Here is a 21,392-nt window from a genome sequence, read left to right as displayed (position 1 = left end):
CCTGTGTCGATTAACGGAACAGCGACAGGATGTTCTGCGAGTCGGAGTTGGCAATCGAGAGCGACTGGATCGCCAGCTGCTGCTGGGTCTGCAGGGCCTTGAGCCTGGTCGACTCTTCGTTCATGTCCGCATCCACCAGTCGGCCGACACCCTTGTCGAAGGAGTCCGTCAGCTTGGAGATGAAGTCCGTCTGCATGTCGAGGCGCTTCGATACGGCGCCGAGCTTGGAGGCAGCGCTGTTCATCGATTCCAGCTGACCGTCGACGAACGAGGTCAGTGCAGCCATGAGGTCTTCATCGCTGGCTCTGGTTCCGAGGCCGAGATAGCTGACACCGCTGGAGTCGCGATAGTCTTCGAGCTTGGTGATGTCGAGGTCGGAAACCGAGATGTCCGTCCCGTACTTGATGCCGGCCGTTGCAGTCGCACCAGCCGAGAAGTCGTAACCCTTGGTCGTGTAGACTGCGTCGATGTAAGCGCCGCCGATCTTGATCATGTAGGTGCCGTTGGAGCCCGAAGAGTAGACGCCGTTGGTATCGCCCTTCATGAAGACGCCGCCGCCGATGTCCTTCCAGACAGCGTTGGTTGCATAATACGCCGACGTGTTGATCTTGCCGAAGTATTCCTTCTGGTTCGTCGTGCCGTCGTCGAACTTGATGGCGCGGAAACCGTTGAGGGCGTTGCTGTCGAGAAGACCGCCGTGGCCGCCGCTCAAGTCGAACAGGACGTTCTGTTCGTCGAGGAGGACGTTGATGGTCTTGACCGCGACATTGCCGTCGGCATCACGGATGAACGAACCGACGAGCTGCTTGGTGATCTCGCTGGAGGCGTAGATGATGCCGGTGGTGGCGCTCTGCGAGCCGCCGATTTCGGCCTGGAGCCAGTTTTCGCCGGAGAACGAAGCGGAGGAAGCGATGCTCTTCAGCTGGCTCTGCAGCTGGGTGATTTCTTCCTGGACCTTGGACTTGTCGACGCCCGGTTCGGAAGCGGCAACCAGCTTGTTCTTGATTTCGGTGACGACGTCGATCGCCGATTCCATGGCGGCATAGGCAGTGTCGACCTTGGCAGCGCCGAGGCCGAGAGCGTCCTGAACCGTCGAGAGCGAACCCTTGTCGGAACGCATGGTGGTCGCGATCGACCAATAGGCAGCGTTGTCGGAAGCAGAACCGACGCGCAGACCGGAAGAAACGCGGCTCTGCGTGGATTCCATGTCGTTGCTGATGCCGCGCAGCGTCTGCAGAGCAGACATGGCTGCAACGTTGGTGAGAATGCTAGTCATATTGATTGCCCCTTGAATGGCTAATTGTAGGAAGGGACATTCCGGACATCACCGGGAACAGCGGTCAGCATCATGCTTGTTAACCATTTAATTTTCTTGGTTAACTCACCGTTTCGATGACCAAAGAATGAAGCAATATGATTAAGGAACATTGAAGTGATCCAGAGAATAAAAAGGGCCGCGTCCGAATTCGGACGCGGCCCTTTTTGAAGGTCGATGGCGCGGTCAGCCGCCGCGCCATTTTCCCTGTGTCGATTAACGGAACAGCGACAGGATGTTCTGCGAGTCGGAGTTGGCAATCGAGAGCGACTGGATCGCCAGCTGCTGCTGGGTCTGCAGTGCCTTGAGCTTGGTCGACTCTTCGTTCATGTCGGCATCCACCAGTCGGCCGACACCCTTGTCGATCGAGTCAGTGAGCTTGGAGACGAAGTCCGACTGCATGTCGATGCGCTTCGATACGGCACCGAGCTTGGCCGCAGCACTGCCCATCGCTTCCAGCTGGCCATCAACGAACGAGGTCAGTGCCTGCATGAGATCCTCATCGCTGGCTTTGGTACCCAGACCGAGGTAGCTGACACCGCTGGAGTCGCGGTAGTCTTCGAGCTTGGTGATGTCGAGGTCGGAAACCGAGATGTCCGCTCCGTACTTGATGCCGGCAGTTGCAGTCGCACCAGCCGAGAAGTCGTAACCCTTGGTCGTGTAGACTGCGTCGATGTAAGCGCCGCCAACCTTGATCATGTAGGTGCCGTTGGAGCCCGAAGAGTAGACGCCGTTGGTATCGCCCTTCATGAAGACGCCGCCGCCGATGTCCTTCCAGACAGCGTTGGTTGCGTAGATCGCCGAGGTGTTGATCTTGCCGAAGTATTCCTTCTGGTTCGTCGTGCCGTCGTCGAACTCGATGGCGCGGAAACCGTTGAGGGCGTTCTGGTCGAGAAGACCGCCGCGGCCGCCGCTCAAGTCGAACAGGACGTTCTGTTCGTCGAGGACGACGTTGATGGACTTGACCGAGACGTTGCCTTCGCTGTCACGAACGAACGAACCGATGAGCTGCTTGGTGATCTCGGTGCCGGCCTGAATGATGCCGGTGGTGGCGTTCTGAGTGCCGCCGATTTCGGCCTGGAGCCAGTTTTCGCCGGAGAACGAAGCGGAGGAAGCGATGCTCTTCAGCTGGCTCTGCAGCTGGGTGATTTCTTCCTGGACCTTGGACTTGTCGACGCCCGGTTCGGAAGCGGCAACCAGCTTGTTCTTGATTTCGGTGACGACGTCGATCGCCGATTCCATGGCGGCATAGGCAGTGTCGACCTTGGCAGCGCCGAGGCCGAGAGCGTCCTGAACCGTCGAGAGCGAACCCTTGTCGGAACGCATGGTGGTCGCGATCGACCAATAGGCAGCGTTGTCGGAAGCAGAACCGACGCGCAGACCGGAAGAAACGCGGCTCTGCGTGGATTCCATGTCGTTGCTGATGCCGCGCAGCGTCTGGAGCGCGGCCATCGCCGACACGTTAGTGAGAATGCTAGCCATAGTTGATTGTCCCTTTGAACGAAATACATGGAGGGGGACATACCGGACTGTATATTTTACCGGCACTTCGGTCCGGCATCATGCCAACTCGGTCTCTTCAATCTGAAGGAACACCAAACCCGTCGTGTGAGCCAAATCTCGCAGCAAATCCTTGCTAAGTTCTTTAAACAGCACGACGACCTGAAAACCGTTCGACCAGTATCATTAACAAACGGTGTACGAAGCGCCCTGACTCCGGGAGGTCGGCTTCATGCAAGCTTGGCTTGCCACGATGCGCGGTGAAGCCGATTTGCCGGGACGCCGGCACAACTTTACTGGAGCGGGAAGCCTTGAAACCCCTGAAGATACAACGGCAATACGTCGCAGCACAAAATCACTTCGACAAAAAAGAATATCACGATGTATTGGGCATCCTGAACAAGCTGCTGGATGTTCACAAGGATCCGAGGCACTACGCACTCCTGGGCGCGACTCTGTTGAAGCTCAAGATGAAGACCGAGGCCGCCCAGGCTTTCCAAATTGCCGGCGAGATGGAATCTCCGCATAAGCTCAAGTACACGCGCGAAGCCATGCGGCTTCATTTCTCCAATAACGACGACATCAACGTCCTGCGCCTCGGTGCGCGCATTCTCAAAGAGGCGATTGCCGATCCGGACATGGCGGTCCTGATGTCCGGCGCTCTGATGCGCCAGGAACTGGAGGGCGCCGAAGCATTTCGCAACACGCTCGCGCGAAGCGACGAGCCGACACACCGCCAGCTTGCGGCACGCTCGATCCGGCTCCAGGATCGGAGCGACGACGAGAACAAGTGCATCCTGGAGATCTTCGAGAAAGATCCCGAGGATCGGATCGTGCGCAATTTCTATCTCTCAGCCATGAGAGACGCCCTCGATTACGATATCATCCGCAAATACGAGCCTATCCAATTCGAGGAAATCGCCAGAGGCGAATTCGAAGCGATCGCCGACGAGGTGTCGCTCTTCAATCTGCGCTGGTGCGACGATGAAAAGACGAACGCCATCGCTGGCTCCCGGATGGGCGAGAGAAAGCCCAAAAACGCCGCTTCGAAAAGGCACAACATGCCGCACCGCTGGGGCAGCAAGCTGCGCATAGGCTATCTTTCGGCCGACCTTTGGACGGAACACGCCGTCATGAAGGCGCTTCGCGGCATATTGGAATCGCACGACAAGAGCCGTTTCGACATCACGCTCTTCTGCAACGCTCCTGCCGAACGGCTGCGCAACGACAACAACGCCATCCGCGAGGAATGGGGTAGAGTTGTCCGGATCCGGGGCATGACGGATGACGAGGCGGCCGAGGCGATCAAGGCCGAGAACATCGACATCCTGGTCGACCTGCAGGGGCATACCGCGGAAAACCGGGTATTCGTGATGAACCGCCAGACCGCACCGGTGCATGCGACCTGGCTCGGCTATCCGGGCACCGTGGTCAACGTCGACATCGACTACCTCATCGCGGACAAAACGGTGGTGCCGGAAAGCTCCTTCCAGCACTACTACGAGAAGGTCTGCTGGATGCCCGAGACGTTCTTCCCGAACGAAGCGGTCCACCGCCCGATGCCGCAGCCGATCGATCGGGCGCTCTGCGACATGCCGCAGGACGCCTTCATCTTCTCGTGCTTCCACAGTCACTGGAAATTCACGCCCGCAACCATCGACCTCTGGGTCCGCGTCCTCAAGGAAACGCCGGAAAGCTATCTCTTCCTGATCTGCCGCGAACGGTTCGGTGCTCGAAAGAACCTGATCAAGGCCTTTGCGGAAGCTGGCATCCCCGAGAGCCGCCTGATGTTCGGCGATCGCGTCAACAACTATGCGGCCTATATCAACCGTATCGGCCTGACCGATCTCGGTCTCGACACCTATCCGTATAACGGCCATACCACGACCTCCGAAAAGCTCTGGGCCGGGCTGCCGATGCTGACCCACAAGGGTAAGAACTTCGCATCACGCGTCAGCGAAAGCCTGCTGAATGCACTGGGCCTGCCGGAAATGGTCGCCGATGATCGGGATGACTTCGTTCGCCGGGCGGTCCATTATTACAACAACCGCGAGGAGCTCGCCGAGGTGCGCAAACGGCTGGAGGCAAACCGCTTCACGCATCCGCTTTTCGATGCGGATCGTTATTGCCGGCATCTCGAGACCGCCTACACGATGATGGCGGACCGGGCGAAGGCCAAGATCAAGCCCGACCACTTCAGTGTCCCGGCCCTCCCCCCGCGGGAAGGCCCGTTCAGCTTCCGCAAAAGCTGATATCCGAACCGAAAAGAAACGGCGGGAAATTTCCCGCCGTTTCCATTTCAGCAGGTCTGCGTTTAATTGAAAGAACGAACCAGACTGCCGACCAGCAGGTTCCAGCCGTCGATCAGGACAAAGAAAAGGATCTTGAAGGGCAGCGAGATCGATGTCGGCGGCAGCATCATCATCCCCATTGCCATGGTGATTGCAGCGACGATCATGTCGATGACCAGGAACGGCAGGATGATCAGGAAGCCGATTTCGAAACCGCGCCGTATTTCCGAGAGCATGAAGGCAGGGATCAGGACGCGGTAGTCGACCGCCTGCGGCGTGCCGACGGACTGATTTCGCTCCCGGGCAATTTCGACGAAGAGTTCCAGGTCCTTGTCGCGCGTATTGGCTGACATGAACACCCTGAACGGCTCCGCGATCCGCTGAACCGCCTCCGCCTCGGTGACCCGGTTCTGAAGAAGCGGCTGGACACCCTCGTTCCACGCCCTGTCGAAGGTGGGCGACATGACATAAAACGTCATGAACAGCGCCATCGAGACCAGTATCATGTTCGACGGCGCGGTCGACAGGCCCATGCCCGAGCGCAGGATCGAGAAGGCGATCACGATCCGCGGAAAGCTCGTGACCATGATCAGGATGCCGGGGGCGACGGAAAGAACCGTCAACAGCCCGAAAGTCCGGATGATCCACGCGGCTGCAGAACCATCGACCGGCAGATTGAGAAGATCCGCCGGCGATTGCTGGGCGAGCGCGAGCCCGGGTGCCGCCATCAGAGCGACGAACAGGTAGATCAGCCGAATCATGCGATCACGAAGGTCCTTTGCGTCATCTTCGATAGTCACCCTGACCAATGCAGGTCAACACCTGCGGGCCGCGTGCGGGGACTCGTACACAGAAAGGAGACCGCCCTGGTCGAACCACGATGCCTGGGCTGCCAACGCGACCATCATTCAGCTTGGCGCAAGTCTGGTCGCATAGCCTCAATCCAGGAATAGCTAATGGACGTGCAGAGCCTGGAAAAGTCCCATTCCGGCTCTGACGTCGATCGGAAGCGCCTCGGAACCCTGCCGCTGAGCGTCCCTTGCTTGCGGCGGACCCGCTGCGTGTTCGAACAAATCAGGTCGAGGAAATTCGGTGTCTTCCATCAAACTCAGCATATGCATCCCCACCTACAACCGTGAGAAACACCTGCACGATTGTCTGGAACGGTGCCATCGCGATTTCCGCTTCGATTTCCCCTATGAAATCGTCATTTCCGACAACGCCTCGACGGACAATACCGGCGCGGTCGCCAAGGAATTCATCGAGCGGGGAATGCCGATCCGCTACGTCAGGGGCGCAGAGAATGTGGGGATGATTCCCAACATGAGCAGCTCCCTGCGGCTGGGGCGCGGCGAATACCTCCTCTACCTCGCCGACGACGATCGCCTGATCCCCCAGGAAGTTGCCAATATCGTTGCTTACCTCGACGAAAATCCGAACATCACCGTCTGCCATGCGCCGTGGGCGATGTATGACGGCATCAACGAGGTCGAGGGCGGACTGTTCTACACGGTCAACGAAGACAAGGTTTTCCCGCAGAAAAGCTTCGCCGAAGTTTTCAACTATATGTTCCGGGGCCACATCTTCCCTGAAATTGGCATCTACCGCGCCAGCGCTTTCCGGTCTTCATGGGTTCCCAGGGATATCTGCTTCTACCCCTTCCCCATGCTTGCCCACTTCCTGGACCAGGGCGACATCGCCTTCCGCAGGACGCCCTTCTATCGTCAGGTCATCGCATCCAACGTCGAACGCGATCGCGTCCAGGGGGGCGCTCAGATCGCGGCAACCGGATGGGACCAGTACCGCGGCGGCCTGGAATACTTCCTCTACTTCGCATCCAAACGAGGCAAGGTCGGCACCTCGCCCGACGAACGCGCGACCCAGGAGCATCTCTGCAGAAACTTCACGCTGCAGCGAATGGCCGTCTCGATGCGACTGCTCGTCGGCATGCGCGAATACGTCAAGGCGTACGAAGTCTATACGAGGATGGTCTTCGGGGGATTCGACGAGCATCCGGAAGTCATGTCCTTCAAGGAAGGCGGATTGCTCGCAACGGCGCTGCAGACCCTTTCCTGGCAGTTGGGGGTGACCGCGGGCATTGAGAACCTCGTCATCTCCGGATATCCGGACATCGTAACCCTCAAGGAACGGCTCCAAAGGGTGAGGCTCCCTTCGCGACTGGAGATCATCGACGAGCCGGTGGAACCTACACCCGCGCAACTCGAGAACACGGCGATCCTGGTGCATCTGCCGGAAGAGCGGGCCCGTTTCGTCGAGATGGGTTATCTGCCCAACCTCGTGTTCGCCCAGGACGATCTGATCAGGACCATTTTGCTTTAGCGCACGAAGGCGTTTAGCCCGATCGCCGGAGAAGCCCCATTCGCATGGTTTGCTGACGGTCGTCGTTCAACGGATAGGCCGTCAGTTACGGAGAGACGGAATTGAAAGCTGTAATTCTCGCCGGTGGGTTGGGAACCCGCATCTCTGAGGAGACGCATCTCAAGCCCAAGCCGATGATCGAAATCGGCGGACGGCCGATCCTCTGGCACATCATGAAGCTCTACTCCGCCCATGGCGTGAACGAGTTCATCATCTGCTGCGGATACAAGGGCTACGTCATCAAGGAGTATTTCGCGAACTACTTCCTGCACATGTCGGACGTCACCTTCGACATGGCCTATAACGAAAAGCAGGTTCATCGCCGCAGCGCCGAGCCTTGGAAAGTCACGCTGATCGATACCGGCGAAGCGACGATGACCGGCGGTCGCCTGAAACGCGTCTCCGAATATCTGCGCAACGAGGAAAGCTTCTGCTTCACCTATGGCGACGGCTTGAGCGACGTGAATATCACCGAGCTCGTCAAGTTCCATCGGTCGCACGGCAGGAATGCGACGGTTACCGCGGTGCATCCGCCCGGTCGCTACGGCGCGCTCGAACGTTCCGGCAACCAGGTCACCGGCTTCGTGGAAAAACCGCGCGGCGACGGCGGGATGATCAACGGCGGCTTTTTCGTGCTTTCGCCGAAATGCATCGACCTCATCGAGGGCGACAACATTCCGTGGGAATCCGCGCCGATGGCGAACCTTGCCACGATGGGCGAACTGATGGCCTACGAGCACGAAGGTTTCTGGCAGCCGATGGACACGCTGCGTGAAAAGAACCTTCTCGAAGACCTCTGGGCCTCCGGAAAAGCGCCATGGAAAATCTGGCCGTGACCGGCGGGGCTCGTCCGGACCGCGGTTTCTGGGCGGGTAAACGCGTTGTTCTGACAGGGCATACCGGCTTCAAGGGAGCATGGCTTTCGATTTGGCTCGGACGTCTCGGCGCCGAGGTCACCGGCATTGCCCTACCGCCCGAAACGCAGCCCAGCCTCTTTGCGCTCGCGCGGCCTGACCTCAAGGAAGGTCATTTCCAGGATATCCGCGACGCCGCCAGGCTTGCCGAACTGGTGCGCTCCGCCTCGCCCGAGATCGTGATGCACCTCGGTGCCCAGGCCCTGGTGCGCCCGAGCTACCAGGATCCGCTCGGCACCTTTGCGACCAATGTGCTCGGGACGGCCAACCTGCTCGAGGCGGTCCGTTCGGTTCCGTCGACGCGCGTGATCGTCGCGATCACCACCGATAAGGTCTACCGCAATCTCGAACATGCCTTCCCTTACCGGGAGACAGACCATCTCGGCGGGCATGATCCCTACAGTGCCAGCAAGGCGGCGTCCGAGATCGTCATTGCGAGTTATCGCGATTCGTTTCTGCGCGAAAAAGGCGTGGCGGTCGCCAGCGCCCGGGCCGGCAATGTGATCGGCGGCGGCGACTGGTCGGCCGACCGTCTGCTGCCGGATGCGGTCCGCGCCTGGCAGTCCGGCAATACTCTCAGTGTCCGGCGGCCGGAGGCAAAGCGCCCCTGGCAGCACGTGCTCGAACCGCTCTCGGCCTATCTCGTGCTTGCCGAACGGCTGTGGAGCGATCCCGCGATTGGGGATGCCTTCAATTTCGGCCCGATCAGCCACGAGGCCGCGCCGGTGCGCCAGGTGATCGAGATCGCCCGCACATCCTTCGGCCGCGGCGAAGTGCAATATGGCGACGGCACTGAAGGACCGCACGAAGCGGGCTGGCTTGCCTTGGAAACGGCCAAGGCGCGGCATATGCTCGACATCGAACCGCGCTGGTCGTTGGCGGAGGCTGTCGACCGGACGATGAAATGGTATCGTGCGCAAAATGACGACGCCGACGCACGCGCCCTCTGCGAAGCCGAGATCGCCGAATACGAGGCACGCCCTTGAGCCGCTTCACCGTCACCGATCTGCCGCTTACCGGCCTGAAGCTCGTCGAACGCCAGAACCTCGGTGATTCGCGCGGCTTCCTGTCGCGCATGTTCTGCGACGACGAGCTGGCGCCGGCAGGCTGGGCAAAGCCGATCGCCCAGATCAACCTGACGGTGACGGCGCGCCAGGGCACGGTGCGCGGCATGCATTTTCAGCATCCGCCGCATGCGGAGATGAAACTGGTCAATTGCCTGCGCGGCGCGGTCTTGGATGTCGCGGTGGATCTCAGATCCGGTTCCCCGACCTTCCTGAAGTGGCATGCCCAGGAGCTTTCGGCCGAGAACCGCCGCTCGCTGCTGATCCCGGAAGGGTTCGCGCATGGTTTCCAGGCGCTGACCGACGATTGCGAACTCCTCTATTTCCATTCGATGCCCTACGCATCCGGTTCGGAAGGTGCGCTGAACGCGCAGGATCCGGTTCTCGACATAAGCTGGCCGCTGGAGATCACCGAAATGTCGGATCGGGATCGCGGTCATTCCTTCCTGACATCACAATTCACGGGACTGACGCCATGAACTGCCGCCACTGCGGTACCGCACTCCGCTGCGATTTCCTGGACCTCGGCTTCGCGCCGCCGTCCAATGCGTATCTGACGGCCGAGGACCTCTCCAGGCCGGAAGTCTATTTTCCCTTGAGGCTGCAGGTCTGCGAGGAATGCTGGCTGGTTCAGACCGAGGACTATGCCTCGGCCGAATCGCTCTTCAGTGCCGAATATGCGTATTTCTCCAGCGCATCGACGAGCTGGCTCGCCCATGCAGCCCGTTATGTCGAGATGATCACCTCTCGTCTCGGTCTCGGCCGGAACAGCATGGTCATCGAGGTCGCATCAAACGACGGTTATCTTCTCAAAAACTTCGTCAAGGCCGGCATACCCTGCCTCGGCGTGGAGCCGACGGCGAGCACTGCCGAAGCTGCCGAGGCGCTCGGCATTCCGGTTCGCCGGGAGTTCTTTGGGGAGGCGCTGGGCAAACAATTGGCCGGCGAAGGCAAGGCTGCCGATCTCATCCTCGGCAACAATGTCTATGCCCATGTGCCCGATATCAACGATTTCACACGCGGCCTGAAGGCGGTGCTGAAGGCCGGCGGCACGGTGACGCTCGAATTTCCGCATGTGATGCGGCTCATCGAACACAACCAGTTCGACACGGTCTATCACGAGCACTTCTCCTATCTTTCTCTTTTCACGGTCGGAAAGATCTTCGAAGCGGCGGGCCTGCGCGTCTTCGACGTCGAGGAATTGCCGACCCATGGCGGCAGTCTGCGCGTCTATGGTTGCCATCAAGGCGATTCGCGGCAGACGACCGAAGCAGTCACGGCGCTGCTCGGCGAAGAACAGCGCCGCGGCCTTCAGGTGACGGCGACCTATGCCGACTTCCAGGCCAAGGCCGAGAAGGTCAAGAACGACGTGCTCGCCTTCCTGCTGGACGCAAAGCGCGAGGGTAAGTCGGTGGCGGCCTATGGCGCCGCGGCCAAGGGCAACACGCTTCTGAATTTTGCCGGCGTCAAGCCGGACCTGCTGCCCTATGTCTGCGATGCCGCAGCGGCCAAGCAGAACAAGTTCATGCCGGGCAGCCATATCCCCATCCTGCATCCGGACGAGATCGTCGCGCGCCGGCCGGACTATGTGATGATCCTGCCCTGGAACATCGCGACCGAGGTCCGTCAGCAGCTGGCTTCGCTTGCCGATCAGGGCACCAGGTTCGTAACCGCCGTGCCGGAATTGAAGATCATATGACACCACTCGTCCTGCTCACCGGGGGAACAGGTTTTGTCGGCCGGCAGGTGTTGCGGGCGCTGACCGAATCCGGTGCGCGCGTCCGGGTAGTTTTACGAGAAGGATCGGCGGAAAGCCGGCTTGGCGATCTCTCCGCCGTCGAGAGCATCGTGCGGACGCCGGACCTTTTCCGCGAGCCGGTGGAGTGGTGGGCCAAAACGCTCGAAGGCGTCGATACGGTCGCGCATGTCGCCTGGTATGCCGAACCCGGCAAATATCTGCAGTCGCCGGAAAACATCGTCTGCCTCGAAGGCACGTTACGGATGGCACAGGGCGCAGCGCTTTCCGGCGTCAAACGGTTCGTTGGCGTGGGCACGTGTTTCGAATACGACCTCTCGCTGGGCATGCTCGCCACCGACACGCCGCTGCGTCCGATCAGCCCCTATGCCGGTGCCAAGGCCGCGGTGTTTCTGGCCCTGTCGCAATGGCTGCCGCTGCACCGGATCAGCTTTGCCTGGTGCCGGCTCTTTTATCTTTTCGGCGAGGGCGAGGACGAGCGACGGCTGTTTCCCTACCTTCGCGCCCAGCTTGCCGCGGGCAAACCGGTGGATTTGACCAGCGGCAACCAGATTCGCGACTTCCTGGACGTTCGGGAAGCAGGAAGGCAGATCGCCGATATCGGACTTGGCGACAAAACGGGAGCCACCAATATCTGCTCCGGAATTCCGGTCACGGTGCGGCAGATAGCCGAGCGGTTGGCCGACGAGTATGGTCGCCGCGATCTCCTGCGATTCGGCGTCCGTCCCGACAATCTGGTGGATCCTCCCTGCGTTGTGGGATTAACGAGGTGATGACATGACGACGAAAGATACCCTGCTGCTTTACGAACAGCCGCAGTTGCCGACCTTCCAGAACCGCGTTTATCCCACGGCAGCAGAAGCCAAAGGCTGCGCCAAGGGCGATATCCGCCTGGTGCAGGACATGAAGACGGGCCTCATCTACAACGATGCGTTCGACCCGAAGCTCATGGACTACGACGGCAATTACAATAACGAACAGGGTGTCAGCAGGCACTTTCACCAGCATCTGGAAATGGTGGCGAGCATCGTCGAGCGGACGATGGGCCGTGAGAACCTGGTCGAGGTCGGCTGCGGCAAGGGCCTCTTCCTCGAAATGCTGCTTGAAAAAGGTTTCGACCTTACCGGGTTCGACCCCACCTACGAGGGCACGAACCCGCGCGTGAAGCGGCATTATTTCGAGGCCGGCGTCGATGTCCAAGGCGAGGGACTGATCCTTCGCCACGTGCTGGAGCATATCCAGGACCCGTATGATTTCCTCGTCGAGCTCTGCAAGGCGAACGGTGGCAAGGGCCGCATCTATATCGAAGTGCCCTGCTTCGACTGGATCATGGAACATCGCGCCTGGTTCGACGTGTTCTACGAGCACGTCAATTATTTCCGCCTGTCCGATTTCCATCGGATCTTTGGCAATGTCATCGAAAGCGGTCGAGTTTTCGGCGGCCAGTATCTTTATGTTGTGGCCGAACTGGACTCGTTGCGGCCGCCGGTGCGTGAAGAAACCGATCGCGTCGCGTTTCCCGCCGACTTCACCCGCACGCTGGGGGACCGAATTGCAGCCGGCGACAGTTCGGCGATCTGGGGCGGCGCGTCGAAGGGGGTGACCTTCTCGCTGCTGAAATCCCGTCAGGGGCAGCCGGTCGACATGGTCATCGACATCAATCCCGCCAAGCAGGGAAAATTCCTGCCGGCAACCGGCCTGATGGTGCAATCGCCGGAGCACGCGCTGGCGAAACTTCCCCACGGCTCGACCATCTACGTCATGAACTCCAATTATCTCGAGGAAATTCGAATGCTGTCTCACAACGCTTACACCTATGTGGGGATCGACAATGAGTGATTTCACCAAGGAAGTTGAAGCCCGCGTCGCGGCCGTCCCCGGAAACAAGGAGCTGAACGACAGCGCCGCGCAGTTCATGCGCACGTCGATCGCCTCGCAATATTCCTACAACTATTTCTGGCTCGGCCGACCGATCATCCAGTATCCGCAGGATATGGTCGCCATGCAGGAGCTGATCTGGACGGTAAAGCCCGACCTGATCATCGAAACCGGCATCGCCCATGGCGGCTCCCTTATCCTCAGTGCCTCGATGCTGGCTTTGCTGGAACTGTCGGAAGCCGCGGAAAAGGGCGAGGTCGTCGATCCGGCCAAGCCGAAGCGCAAGGTTCTCGGCATCGACATCGACATCCGCCCCCATAACAAGCAGGCGATCGAGGCCCACCCGATGGCGTCGCGGATCGAAATGATCCAGGGCTCCAGCATCGCGCCCGAGATCATGGACCAGGTCCGCAAAGTCGCTGCCGGTTATTCGCGTATCCTGATCAGCCTCGACAGCAACCACACGCACGAGCACGTTCTCGAGGAACTCAAGCTCTATGCCCCGCTCACCAGCGTCGGCAGCTATTGCGTCGTGTTCGACACCGTCGTCGAGGATCTGCCGAAGGAACTGGCCGGCGATCGTCCCTGGGGACCGGGCGACAATCCGAAAACGGCCGTCTTCGAATATCTGAAGACCCATCCGGAATTCGAGATCGACAAATCGGTCGAGAACAAGCTGCTGATCACCGTCGCTCCGGACGGCTTCCTGAAGCGCCTGCGCTGAACGAACAGACCCTCCTTCCGGCAACACCGGAAGGAGGGTCCCCACTGGACAGAGACTCGAGCAAACAAAAAAGCGGCCGTTTGGGCCGCTTTTTTTCGTGCATTGTCTTTGTAACCCGCCACTACTCGATCACGAAGGAGCGGAACATCACCTTGGCGACCTTGCCCTGCGAGCGAAGATCGACACGTTCCTTGATATCGTCCTTGAGATACTGGAAGCCGCGCGGACCCTCGATCTGCTGCAGCGAAACGGTGCGCATGTAGGCGAGAATATCCTGGTGGATATTTTCCGCGAGTGCCAGTTCCGGCGGCCCCGTGAACGCAAGCGCGACTTCGAGCCGGATCCAGTTTTCGGACGGATAGGCGAGATTGGTGGTGATCGGCTCGAGGAGAACGACGCCGTTGGCCTCGGTGGAAATATGGGGAAGCCCCTCTTCCTTCTCGCCGGCCTTGCCGTGTTCGCCGCCGGCTGCCGCCGTCTCGTGCTTCTGCGCGGCGTTCGGATCTTTCGGCGCGATCATGCCGCCGACGACCCAGCCGCCACCGGCGCCGATCACGGTCAGGATCGCGACGCCCGCGATGACCATGATGGTGCCGTTCTTCTTTTTCTTAGCGTCGGCCGCCTGTGCTTCATCCGCCATGGTCTTCAAACCTTCACATCAAGAGACCTTCGCCCAGGTCCATCAGAAGGGCGAGAACATATCGACGACCTGCTGACCGACCGGCGGCTGCTGGACTTCCGTCAGGCGGCCACGGCCACCGTAGGAGATGCGGGCCTCGGCGATCTTGTCATAGGAGATCATATTGGTGGAATCGACATCCTGCGGCCGGACGATACCGGCAACGTTCAGAATGCGGATTTCGTGGTTGACGCGTACTTCCTGCGAGCCGCTGATCAGAAGATTGCCGTTTTCGAGAATGCCGGTCACGACGGCAGCCACGAGCAGCTTCAGGCTTTCGGCACGCTTGGTCGTTCCCTTGCCCTGCGAATCCGTGCTCGAATCGGTACCGAGATCGCCGGTCGTGCCCGCCTTCGGAGTCCAGCCGAACAGGTTGCTGAGGTTGGCACCCCAGGTCAGGCTGGTCGAATTCGTGCGGTTGCGTTCCGTCTCGTTGTCGAACGACGCCTTGTCGTTGATCTTGATATCGACCGTCAGGATGTCGCCTACATTCAAAGCGCGCGAATCCTTGAAAAGCGCGGCCTGATTGTCGCTCCAGAGCGAATAGCCGCTGGCCATCTGCCGCGGCTGCTTCGGATAGGACGACATCTGCGGCGCCTGCGCATATTGCAGGCCGCTGCCGATCGGGCTCATGGCCGGCGCATTGCCGATCTCCTTGATCGTCTGGCTCGAACAACCAGCCAGGAACAGAACGGCCATGATGGCGGGAATGCGTTTCGTCATGAGGGCACTTTCGGAACATTGGGAGCGCGTGCTTTCGACGTATTGGGGTCGGAAGCGCTTGAGATGATCGTGGAGATCATGCCGGCCTTCTGCGGGTCCATTTCCGCGAGGAAAAGGGCCGACTGGCGGGCCGGAAGCTGCATGATGATCGCGGCTGCGACCTCCATGTTCATTTCTCCGAGCTGCGGTGCTGCCGCATCCGGTTTCATGGTCTTGAAGATATCGACCAGGCCGGCCTGCGCGCGCGCCAGGAAGTCGTTGCGGCGCTTCAGCCAGTCCTGATATTCGGCGGTACGATCCTGGAGGGCCTTGATGCGGTCGTCGACCTCGGCCTGCAGCTTCTCAAGCTCCTGCTTCTGCAGGAGGTAACGCTGGTCCCGCGCGGCATCGGCGATATTGGTGCAGAATTTCTGGATCTCGTCGCTGGTCGACGCTTCGGTGACCGGCCCCGGCTGCTGTGCTCCGACCTGGGAAACCAGCATCAGGACAGCGGCAGCGGCGAGGACGCGGCGCGCCAGCGTCTTGGATACGGAAATGGTGAATAGCGTCTCGGTCATTGCAGGACGAGCTCCGCTTGAAGGGCGCCGGCGGACTTGATGCCTTGCAGGATGGCTATGATGCCGTCCGGCTTGACGCCGATGCTGTTGAGACCGGCGACCAAGGTCCGCAGATCCGGACCGTTGAGGAGCGCGACCTGGCCGCCGTCCTTCATCGCCATGATATCCGTCTGGGGCTGAACCGCCGTCTCGCCACGCGAGAAAGGTTCGGGCTGAATCACCTGCGGGGTCTCCGTGACCTGCACCGTCAGTGTCCCGTAGCTCACGGCAACGCGCGAAATCTTCACATCCGCGCCGATGACGATCGTGCCGGTCCGTTCATTGACGACGACCTTGGCCGGCGTATCGGTTTCGACCACGAGGTTCTCGATCTCGGCCATCAGCCGCGTCAGATCGGCGGACTTCGGCTTTTGAACGATCACTTCCTGGCTGTCGCGGGGTTCTGCGATCGGGCCGCCGTACCGGCGGGCCGCGAAGCTGTTGACGATGTCGGAGACGCGCACCGCGGTCGAGAAGTCCGGATTGCGGAGCTGCAGGACGAGGTTCACCGAGTCCTTGAACTTCGAGGGCAATTCACGCTCGACGATCGCGCCGTTCGGAACGCGGGCCGCCGTCGTCACGCCTTCGGTCAATGTGGCCGCCTGGCCCTGGGCCGAGAAGCCGGACACGACCAGTGCTCCCTGCGCCACAGCGTAGATCTGGCCGTCGGCGCCGGAAAGCGAGGTCATGACCAGCGTGCCGCCGCGCAGAGAGGTCGCGTCGCCGAGCGAGCTGACCGTGACGTCGATGCGGCTGCCGGGGCTGGCAAAGGGAGGCAGGTTTGCCGTGACCATGACGGCCGCGACGTTCTTGGCGTTGGACTGGCTGCCCTGGGTCGAAATGCCGAGGTTCTGCAGCATCGCCTTCATCGACTGGTCGGTGAAGGGAGACGAGCGCAGGCTGTCGCCCGAGCCCTGAAGACCGACGACCAGGCCGTAGCCGATCAGCTGGTTGTCGCGGCCGGCCTGCAGGGACGCGATGTCCTTGATACGGGCGGTGACGACATAGGGTCCGTCGGCGGACGCCGGCGCGCCGCCCAGGAGGGAGCCGATCACGGCAAGCGTGAGGAAGAGACGGGTTCTCATTTCGCCATCACCTGGATCGTCCCATCAGCCATGACGGTACCGCTGACCGTGACACCCGAATCGATGTTGCGCACACGAATGACATCCCCGACAGCCGCATTCTCAAGCGGCGCGCCGGAAGCCGAAATCGTCATGGCGCCGATGGTGAAGGTCAGGCGGACCGACTTGCCGCGAGTGACCGCGAAGGCTTCGCGAAGTGCCGAAACCGGAACGGTGCGCCCAGCCAACAGCGTGCGCTTTGCCACCATGCCCACGACCTCCTCGGTCCTGCGGGCATAGTCGCCGCCCAGATTCGGATTGGTGACCTGCACCTCCTCGACCCTGCCCTCGGTGATCTCTTCGCCGGGATAAATGGTCTGGACCGGCACAACGGCCGTCCCCATACCGGCGAGGACCGGCGAGCCGGTTGCGGCAAGAAGAGCTGTCAGGAGCCGCAAGCCAAGCCTGGCGCCAATCGCATTTTTCCGGCGAAACTTCATGTCTGCCCGTCTCCTGGTTATTATTTCAGGTTCTTGCTGACGATCGTAGCCATCTCATCGGCGGTGGTGATGACCTTGGAGTTCATTTCGTAGGCGCGCTGCGCGGAGATCAGGTCGGTGATCTCCCGGACGGCGTCGACGTTCGAACTCTCCAGATAACCCTGCTTCAGATAACCGAAGCCAGGATCCTCGGGGGCTGCCACGATCGGTTCGCCGGATGCGGCGGTCTGCGCAAACAGGTTGTCGCCGAGCGGCTGCAGGCCGGCCTCGTTGACGAAATTGGCGGTGGTGAGCTGGCCGATCTCGGTGAAATCCGGAGAATTGCCGATGCGGACCATGACCTGACCCGTACGGGTGATCTTGGTTTCGCTGACGTCTGCCGGGAAAGTGATGTTCGGCACGACCGCATAACCGTCGATCGTGACCAGCTGGCCGTCGGCATTCTTGTTGAAGGCGCCGGCGCGGCTGTAGAGCGTCTGGCCGTCCGGGGTCTGGATCTGATACCAGCCGCGGCCGACGATCGCCACGTCGAGATCGTTCTCGGTGTGGGTCAGCTCACCCTGGGTGTGGATGTTGCGGACAGCCGAGGTCTGCACGCCGAGACCGATGTTCGCGCCTTCCGGCACGATCGCCTGGTTGGCGCGGTTCGGCACGCCCTGGGCGCGCTCGCTTTGATAGAGAAGATCGGAAAACTCAGCGCGGGCGCGCTTGTAACCGGTTGTGTTGATGTTCGCGATATTGTTCGCGATGACTTCGAGATTGGTCTGCTGGGCATCCATGCCCGTTGCTGCGACGGAAAGCGCTCTCATGTCTTCGTCCTCAAACTCTAGATCTGCATTTTCGTGACTTCGAGATAGGCGGAGACGATCTTGTCGCGCAGCGCCATGGCGGTCTGGAGCGACTGCTGCGCTTCAAGAACCGCATCTACGACTTCACGGGTATTGGCCTTGCCCTGGATGGCCTTGAAGGACATCGATTCCGCGCCCTTCAGGCTGTTCATCGTGTCCGTCGCCATGTTGGCCATGATGCTGCCGAAATCCATGCCGGTGTTCTGGCCCGGCGTCGTCGCGATGCCGCCGGCGAGCGTGGAGCTGCTTGCGGAACCGACCTCGTCGAGGCCGTTGGTCAGCGAGAGGGAGCTAAGGTTTTGAATCTTGTCGATCATTGTCCGGCCTTCAGAAGGTCAATCGTCGCTGCGATCAGTTCGCGCGTCTGCTTGATGGTCTGGATGTTTGCGTCATAGGAACGATTGGCTTCGCGCATGTCGCCCATCTCGATCAGCATGTTGACGTTGGGCATCTTGACCATGCCCTTGGCATCGGCGGCCGGGTGGTCCGGATCATATTCCTCGATGAACTTGGAGCTGTCGTTGCCGAGCTTCTTGATCTCGACCACGTCCACGCCGCTTGCCTTGTCCAACTCCGAGCCGAAGGTGATTGTCTTGCGGCGGTAAGGGTCGGCACCGGGCGTGTCGCCGGTGGAGCGGGCGTTGGCGATGTTTTCGGAAACGATGCGCAGACGTGTCGACTGCGCCTCCATTCCCGATCCAGCGATCTTCAGGGAGGCTGAAAGCGGATCCATTTGCTTACCTCTTAACTAACGTCAGCATCATGCTGTGAAACGATTTCACTAGTCCTGTGCTCAATTCGTATTGGCGTTTGATTTCACCCGTCTTCGTCAGCTCATCGGCAAGCGAGACGGTATTTCCGGATTCCTGGACGCCGATTTCCTCGTTCAGTTCCGATGCCTTGATGTCGATCTCATCGCTGAGGTCGTTGCTGGCGAAATGACCCGGATTGGTGCGGGCCATCGGAACATGCGTGCGGTCCAGCACCGAATCGAAAGGCGTGATGTCCTTCGCCTTGAACTTCGGCGTGTTGGCATTCGCGATGTTGCCCGCAACGACTTCCTGGCGCACCGAAAGCCAATCGGCCTGACGGGATGCCATTTCGAACAATTGAATCGGTTGCATAGGCTTGTCTCCATCTTCTGTCCGGAAACTATGCCAGTAACCTTGCGTCGGACTTACGGGCGAGCACTCCCGCCCGTGTCCTGATAAACTTCTCCGCTGGAAGTAATGATCACCCACTTGCCGCCACGTTGTTCGAGCGTGGCGAGCTTGCTGTTGTCGGGCAGAACCGAGCCGACCCGGACCATGTACATGCCGGAGCCGTCCTCGATGAGCGCGCGGCCGTTGGCGACGTGAAGCAGCCGGAAATTACCCCGGCCCGGAAAGGGCTGCTCTTCCTGCAGATTGCCGTCCTTGCGCGTTTCGCCGAGGGCCGACGTGGTGGCCGTGGTCAACGCATCCATCGGCTCGACAGGCTTCGGCCAATCGTCCTTGGAACTGTCGGTCATGGCGAGAGGCGATACGGTGACGACCGAACGGGCGGCGCCCGGGGGCAGATCGCGCGTGCGGCCCAGCGCTTCCGTCCGGATGCCGAACTTGTCGGCATTCAGGAAGACGTACCAGGGAAAGAAGGCGGAGGCTGCGGCGAGCGTGATGCCCGTTGCGACCAGGATCTTGTCGCCCAATCGCGAGCGAGCCTCTTCCGATTGAGCTGCCGCTTCCTGGTTGTTCTTTTCGCTCATCGAATAATCACCTTCTGGCTATTGCCGACTGCGGATTGCCCTGCCCTGCCGCCGCGCGCAGCGCATTGGCCAGATCCGCGTAAGCGTCGAGCGCCGGCTTTTCTCCCGGCGTCTGCTTCAAGACTTCATAGATGACCGGAACCTGCTTGATCGCCATGTCGAGATCCGGATCGCTGCCGGCGCGATAACCGCCGATCAGGCGCAGGTCGCGGGTCTCCTCGTAGCGGTGCACCAGCGATTTCAGGCGCGACACCAGCTTTTCCTGATCCTCGGTCCAGGCCTTGCGGGCAAGACGCGAGATCGAGGAGAGCGGGTTGATCGGCGGGTAACGGCCCTCATCGGCAAGCGAACGCTCGAGAACGATGTGACCGTCGAGAATGCCGCGGGTCGAGTCGGCGATCGGGTCGTTGTGGTTGTCGCCATCGACGAGGATCGAGATGATCGCGGTGATCGTACCTGTACCCTCGACGCCCGGGCCGGCGCGTTCAAGCAGGCGCGGCAGCTCGGTGAAGACAGACGCCGGATAACCGCGGGCGATCGGCGGTTCGCCGGCCGCAACGGCGACTTCGCGGATGGCGTGGGCAAAACGGGTGACGCTATCGGCGATGAACAGGACGTTGTCGCCCTGGTCGCGGAAATGCTCGGCTATGGTGATCGCCACCAGCGGGGCCATCTTGCGCAGCATCGGGCTTTCGTCGCTGGTCGCGACGACGGCGATCGATTTCGACATGTGCTCGCCGAGCGTATCCTCGATGAATTCGCGCACTTCGCGGCCGCGCTCTCCGACCAGTGCGATCACCACCTTGTCGAAGGAGTCGGCTCTGGCGAGCATCGAGAGAAGCGTCGATTTGCCGACGCCCGAGCCAGCGAAAATGCCGAGACGCTGGCCAAGGCAGAGCGGCGAGAAGATGTCGATTGCCCGGACCCCGGTCCTGAAACCCTTTTCGACGCGGCTGCGCGTCATCGAAGGCGGTGCGGTATTGGCGATCGAACGCGGATGAAGGCCGCGCCCAACCGGACCCTTGCCGTCGATCGGCTCTCCGAGCGAATTGATCGTGCGTCCACACCAGCTATTGTCGGGCGCGACACGGAAGGCGCCCTTGCGGATCACCGTATCGCCGATGCCGATCGGCTCGCCGGGTTCGATCGGGCAGACGTAGATAATGTCCGGCTCGACGCGAACCACTTCGCCGAGATGGATGCCGGTCGCGCTGCGATGGGCGACGAATTCGCCAAGCCGCACGTGTTTCGACAAGCCCGCGACGGTATAATGTCCCGCAGCGATGGTCCTGACATGACCACCGTGGGCGACCGAGAAGGCCGGGTCGGAATAACGTGCCGAAAGGCCGGCAAGCTGGGCCAGCTTGCCGCCGTTGACTGCATCGAGGATAGCCGCTTCCATCATGGTGGGCCCTCT

Annotated in this window: 23 protein-coding genes; 9 read left to right on the top strand and 14 right to left on the bottom strand. The window is 60.6% G+C overall.

Going from position 1 to position 21,392, the window contains the following annotated elements; all coding sequences use genetic code 11:
- Positions 1-10: 10 nt before the first annotated feature.
- Positions 11-1,276: a flagellin gene (locus C5J26_RS33610; protein ID WP_105404091.1), complete on the bottom strand. Its 1,266-nt coding sequence runs from the start codon at positions 1,274-1,276 to the stop codon at positions 11-13.
- Between the two features lie 255 nt (positions 1,277-1,531).
- Positions 1,532-2,797 carry a flagellin gene (locus C5J26_RS33605; protein WP_105404090.1) on the bottom strand — a complete coding sequence of 422 codons (1,266 nt, stop codon included), beginning with the start codon at positions 2,795-2,797 and terminating at the stop codon, positions 1,532-1,534.
- Between the two features lie 404 nt (positions 2,798-3,201).
- Here C5J26_RS33605 and C5J26_RS24130 point away from each other — a divergent pair, with 404 nt between their 5' ends.
- The gene (locus tag C5J26_RS24130; protein ID WP_206051217.1) at positions 3,202-5,067 is read left to right on the top strand and encodes a glycosyl transferase; all 1,866 of its coding nucleotides are present in this window, start codon (positions 3,202-3,204) and stop codon (positions 5,065-5,067) included.
- A gap of 62 nt (positions 5,068-5,129) precedes the next feature.
- Here C5J26_RS24130 and fliP read toward each other — a convergent pair whose 3' ends face one another.
- Positions 5,130-5,867: a flagellar type III secretion system pore protein FliP gene (fliP, locus tag C5J26_RS24125; RefSeq protein WP_046630710.1), complete on the bottom strand. Its 738-nt coding sequence runs from the start codon at positions 5,865-5,867 to the stop codon at positions 5,130-5,132.
- Positions 5,868-6,198: 331 nt separating this feature from the next.
- Between fliP and C5J26_RS24120 the strand changes: the two genes are divergently transcribed.
- The 8 genes from C5J26_RS24120 to C5J26_RS24085 all read left to right on the top strand — a co-directional run bounded on the left by C5J26_RS24120 (position 6,199) and on the right by C5J26_RS24085 (position 13,821).
- Positions 6,199-7,446 carry a glycosyltransferase family 2 protein gene (locus tag C5J26_RS24120; protein ID WP_105404088.1) on the top strand — a complete coding sequence of 416 codons (1,248 nt, stop codon included), beginning with the start codon at positions 6,199-6,201 and terminating at the stop codon, positions 7,444-7,446.
- Positions 7,447-7,547: 101 nt separating this feature from the next.
- Complete coding sequence (gene rfbF / locus C5J26_RS24115; protein ID WP_037087070.1) at positions 7,548-8,321, top strand: glucose-1-phosphate cytidylyltransferase; 774 nt, start codon at positions 7,548-7,550, stop codon at positions 8,319-8,321.
- Positions 8,303-9,385, top strand: coding sequence for a CDP-glucose 4,6-dehydratase (gene rfbG / locus C5J26_RS24110; protein ID WP_105404087.1), 1,083 nt, complete (start codon positions 8,303-8,305; stop codon positions 9,383-9,385). The genes rfbF and rfbG overlap by 19 nt, the downstream gene beginning before the upstream one ends.
- On the top strand, positions 9,382-9,942 hold the full coding sequence (locus C5J26_RS24105) for a dTDP-4-dehydrorhamnose 3,5-epimerase family protein (protein ID WP_105404086.1): 561 nt from the start codon (positions 9,382-9,384) through the stop codon (positions 9,940-9,942). Before rfbG ends, C5J26_RS24105 begins: the two co-directional genes overlap by 4 nt.
- Complete coding sequence (locus tag C5J26_RS24100) at positions 9,939-11,162, top strand: class I SAM-dependent methyltransferase (RefSeq protein ID WP_105404085.1); 1,224 nt, start codon at positions 9,939-9,941, stop codon at positions 11,160-11,162. The genes C5J26_RS24105 and C5J26_RS24100 overlap by 4 nt, the downstream gene beginning before the upstream one ends.
- Positions 11,159-11,992, top strand: a complete 834-nt coding sequence (locus tag C5J26_RS24095) for an NAD(P)-dependent oxidoreductase (RefSeq protein ID WP_105404084.1) — start codon at positions 11,159-11,161, stop codon at positions 11,990-11,992. Before C5J26_RS24100 ends, C5J26_RS24095 begins: the two co-directional genes overlap by 4 nt.
- 4 nt (positions 11,993-11,996) lie before the next feature.
- Positions 11,997-13,058, top strand: coding sequence for a class I SAM-dependent methyltransferase (locus C5J26_RS24090; protein WP_105404083.1), 1,062 nt, complete (start codon positions 11,997-11,999; stop codon positions 13,056-13,058).
- Positions 13,051-13,821, top strand: coding sequence for a cephalosporin hydroxylase family protein (locus tag C5J26_RS24085; protein WP_046611719.1), 771 nt, complete (start codon positions 13,051-13,053; stop codon positions 13,819-13,821). Before C5J26_RS24090 ends, C5J26_RS24085 begins: the two co-directional genes overlap by 8 nt.
- Before the next feature lie 121 nt (positions 13,822-13,942).
- Here the strand turns inward: C5J26_RS24085 and C5J26_RS24080 are convergent, their stop codons facing one another.
- Genes C5J26_RS24080 through fliI form a run of 11 tightly spaced genes read right to left on the bottom strand, consistent with a single transcriptional unit; the run spans position 13,943 to position 21,380 of the window.
- A complete protein-coding gene (locus tag C5J26_RS24080) occupies positions 13,943-14,461 on the bottom strand; it encodes a flagellar basal body-associated FliL family protein (RefSeq protein ID WP_105404082.1) in 519 nt (172 codons plus the stop codon).
- A 42-nt stretch (positions 14,462-14,503) separates the two neighbouring features.
- Complete coding sequence (gene flgH, locus C5J26_RS24075; RefSeq protein ID WP_037087079.1) at positions 14,504-15,223, bottom strand: flagellar basal body L-ring protein FlgH; 720 nt, start codon at positions 15,221-15,223, stop codon at positions 14,504-14,506.
- Positions 15,220-15,780, bottom strand: coding sequence for a MotE family protein (locus tag C5J26_RS24070; RefSeq protein ID WP_105404081.1), 561 nt, complete (start codon positions 15,778-15,780; stop codon positions 15,220-15,222). The genes flgH and C5J26_RS24070 overlap by 4 nt, the downstream gene beginning before the upstream one ends.
- Positions 15,777-16,904: a flagellar basal body P-ring protein FlgI gene (locus C5J26_RS24065; RefSeq protein ID WP_105404080.1), complete on the bottom strand. Its 1,128-nt coding sequence runs from the start codon at positions 16,902-16,904 to the stop codon at positions 15,777-15,779. Before C5J26_RS24065 ends, C5J26_RS24070 begins: the two co-directional genes overlap by 4 nt.
- A complete protein-coding gene (gene flgA / locus C5J26_RS24060; protein ID WP_052751612.1) occupies positions 16,901-17,383 on the bottom strand; it encodes a flagellar basal body P-ring formation chaperone FlgA in 483 nt (160 codons plus the stop codon). The genes C5J26_RS24065 and flgA overlap by 4 nt, the downstream gene beginning before the upstream one ends.
- 20 nt (positions 17,384-17,403) lie before the next feature.
- Complete coding sequence (gene flgG / locus C5J26_RS24055; protein WP_037087082.1) at positions 17,404-18,192, bottom strand: flagellar basal-body rod protein FlgG; 789 nt, start codon at positions 18,190-18,192, stop codon at positions 17,404-17,406.
- Positions 18,193-18,209: 17 nt separating this feature from the next.
- The gene (locus tag C5J26_RS24050) at positions 18,210-18,548 is read right to left on the bottom strand and encodes a flagellar hook-basal body complex protein FliE (RefSeq protein ID WP_037087084.1); all 339 of its coding nucleotides are present in this window, start codon (positions 18,546-18,548) and stop codon (positions 18,210-18,212) included.
- A complete protein-coding gene (gene flgC, locus C5J26_RS24045; RefSeq protein WP_046664764.1) occupies positions 18,545-18,964 on the bottom strand; it encodes a flagellar basal body rod protein FlgC in 420 nt (139 codons plus the stop codon). Before flgC ends, C5J26_RS24050 begins: the two co-directional genes overlap by 4 nt.
- Before the next feature lie 4 nt (positions 18,965-18,968).
- Complete coding sequence (gene flgB, locus C5J26_RS24040) at positions 18,969-19,355, bottom strand: flagellar basal body rod protein FlgB (protein ID WP_105404079.1); 387 nt, start codon at positions 19,353-19,355, stop codon at positions 18,969-18,971.
- A gap of 53 nt (positions 19,356-19,408) precedes the next feature.
- A complete protein-coding gene (locus C5J26_RS24035; protein ID WP_105404078.1) occupies positions 19,409-19,975 on the bottom strand; it encodes a flagellar protein in 567 nt (188 codons plus the stop codon).
- A 7-nt stretch (positions 19,976-19,982) separates the two neighbouring features.
- Positions 19,983-21,380 (bottom strand): flagellar protein export ATPase FliI, encoded by a 1,398-nt coding sequence (gene fliI, locus C5J26_RS24030; protein ID WP_105404077.1) that lies wholly within the window; start codon positions 21,378-21,380, stop codon positions 19,983-19,985.
- Between the last annotated feature and the right edge of the window lie 12 nt (positions 21,381-21,392).

Source organism: Neorhizobium sp. T7_12 (assembly GCF_002968535.1).
Taxonomy (GTDB): Bacteria; Pseudomonadota; Alphaproteobacteria; order Rhizobiales; family Rhizobiaceae; genus Neorhizobium; species Neorhizobium tomejilense.
This window is presented reverse-complemented; position numbering and strand designations above follow the sequence as displayed.

What these genes read in the sequence shown, in the direction of transcription:
- C5J26_RS33610 (WP_105404091.1), bottom strand. Translation starts at nt 1,276, where the DNA reads ATGACTAGCATTCTCACCAACGTTGCAGCCATGTCTGCTCTGCAGACG.
- C5J26_RS33605 (WP_105404090.1), bottom strand. Translation starts at nt 2,797, where the DNA reads ATGGCTAGCATTCTCACTAACGTGTCGGCGATGGCCGCGCTCCAGACG.
- fliP (WP_046630710.1), bottom strand. Translation starts at nt 5,867, where the DNA reads ATGATTCGGCTGATCTACCTGTTCGTCGCTCTGATGGCGGCACCCGGG.
- rfbG (WP_105404087.1), top strand. Translation starts at nt 8,303, where the DNA reads ATGGAAAATCTGGCCGTGACCGGCGGGGCTCGTCCGGACCGCGGTTTC.
- C5J26_RS24100 (WP_105404085.1), top strand. Translation starts at nt 9,939, where the DNA reads ATGAACTGCCGCCACTGCGGTACCGCACTCCGCTGCGATTTCCTGGAC.
- C5J26_RS24095 (WP_105404084.1), top strand. Translation starts at nt 11,159, where the DNA reads ATGACACCACTCGTCCTGCTCACCGGGGGAACAGGTTTTGTCGGCCGG.
- C5J26_RS24090 (WP_105404083.1), top strand. Translation starts at nt 11,997, where the DNA reads ATGACGACGAAAGATACCCTGCTGCTTTACGAACAGCCGCAGTTGCCG.
- C5J26_RS24085 (WP_046611719.1), top strand. Translation starts at nt 13,051, where the DNA reads ATGAGTGATTTCACCAAGGAAGTTGAAGCCCGCGTCGCGGCCGTCCCC.
- C5J26_RS24080 (WP_105404082.1), bottom strand. Translation starts at nt 14,461, where the DNA reads ATGGCGGATGAAGCACAGGCGGCCGACGCTAAGAAAAAGAAGAACGGC.
- flgH (WP_037087079.1), bottom strand. Translation starts at nt 15,223, where the DNA reads ATGACGAAACGCATTCCCGCCATCATGGCCGTTCTGTTCCTGGCTGGT.
- C5J26_RS24070 (WP_105404081.1), bottom strand. Translation starts at nt 15,780, where the DNA reads ATGACCGAGACGCTATTCACCATTTCCGTATCCAAGACGCTGGCGCGC.
- C5J26_RS24065 (WP_105404080.1), bottom strand. Translation starts at nt 16,904, where the DNA reads ATGAGAACCCGTCTCTTCCTCACGCTTGCCGTGATCGGCTCCCTCCTG.
- flgA (WP_052751612.1), bottom strand. Translation starts at nt 17,383, where the DNA reads ATGAAGTTTCGCCGGAAAAATGCGATTGGCGCCAGGCTTGGCTTGCGG.
- flgG (WP_037087082.1), bottom strand. Translation starts at nt 18,192, where the DNA reads ATGAGAGCGCTTTCCGTCGCAGCAACGGGCATGGATGCCCAGCAGACC.
- C5J26_RS24050 (WP_037087084.1), bottom strand. Translation starts at nt 18,548, where the DNA reads ATGATCGACAAGATTCAAAACCTTAGCTCCCTCTCGCTGACCAACGGC.
- flgC (WP_046664764.1), bottom strand. Translation starts at nt 18,964, where the DNA reads ATGGATCCGCTTTCAGCCTCCCTGAAGATCGCTGGATCGGGAATGGAG.
- flgB (WP_105404079.1), bottom strand. Translation starts at nt 19,355, where the DNA reads ATGCAACCGATTCAATTGTTCGAAATGGCATCCCGTCAGGCCGATTGG.
- C5J26_RS24035 (WP_105404078.1), bottom strand. Translation starts at nt 19,975, where the DNA reads ATGAGCGAAAAGAACAACCAGGAAGCGGCAGCTCAATCGGAAGAGGCT.
- fliI (WP_105404077.1), bottom strand. Translation starts at nt 21,380, where the DNA reads ATGATGGAAGCGGCTATCCTCGATGCAGTCAACGGCGGCAAGCTGGCC.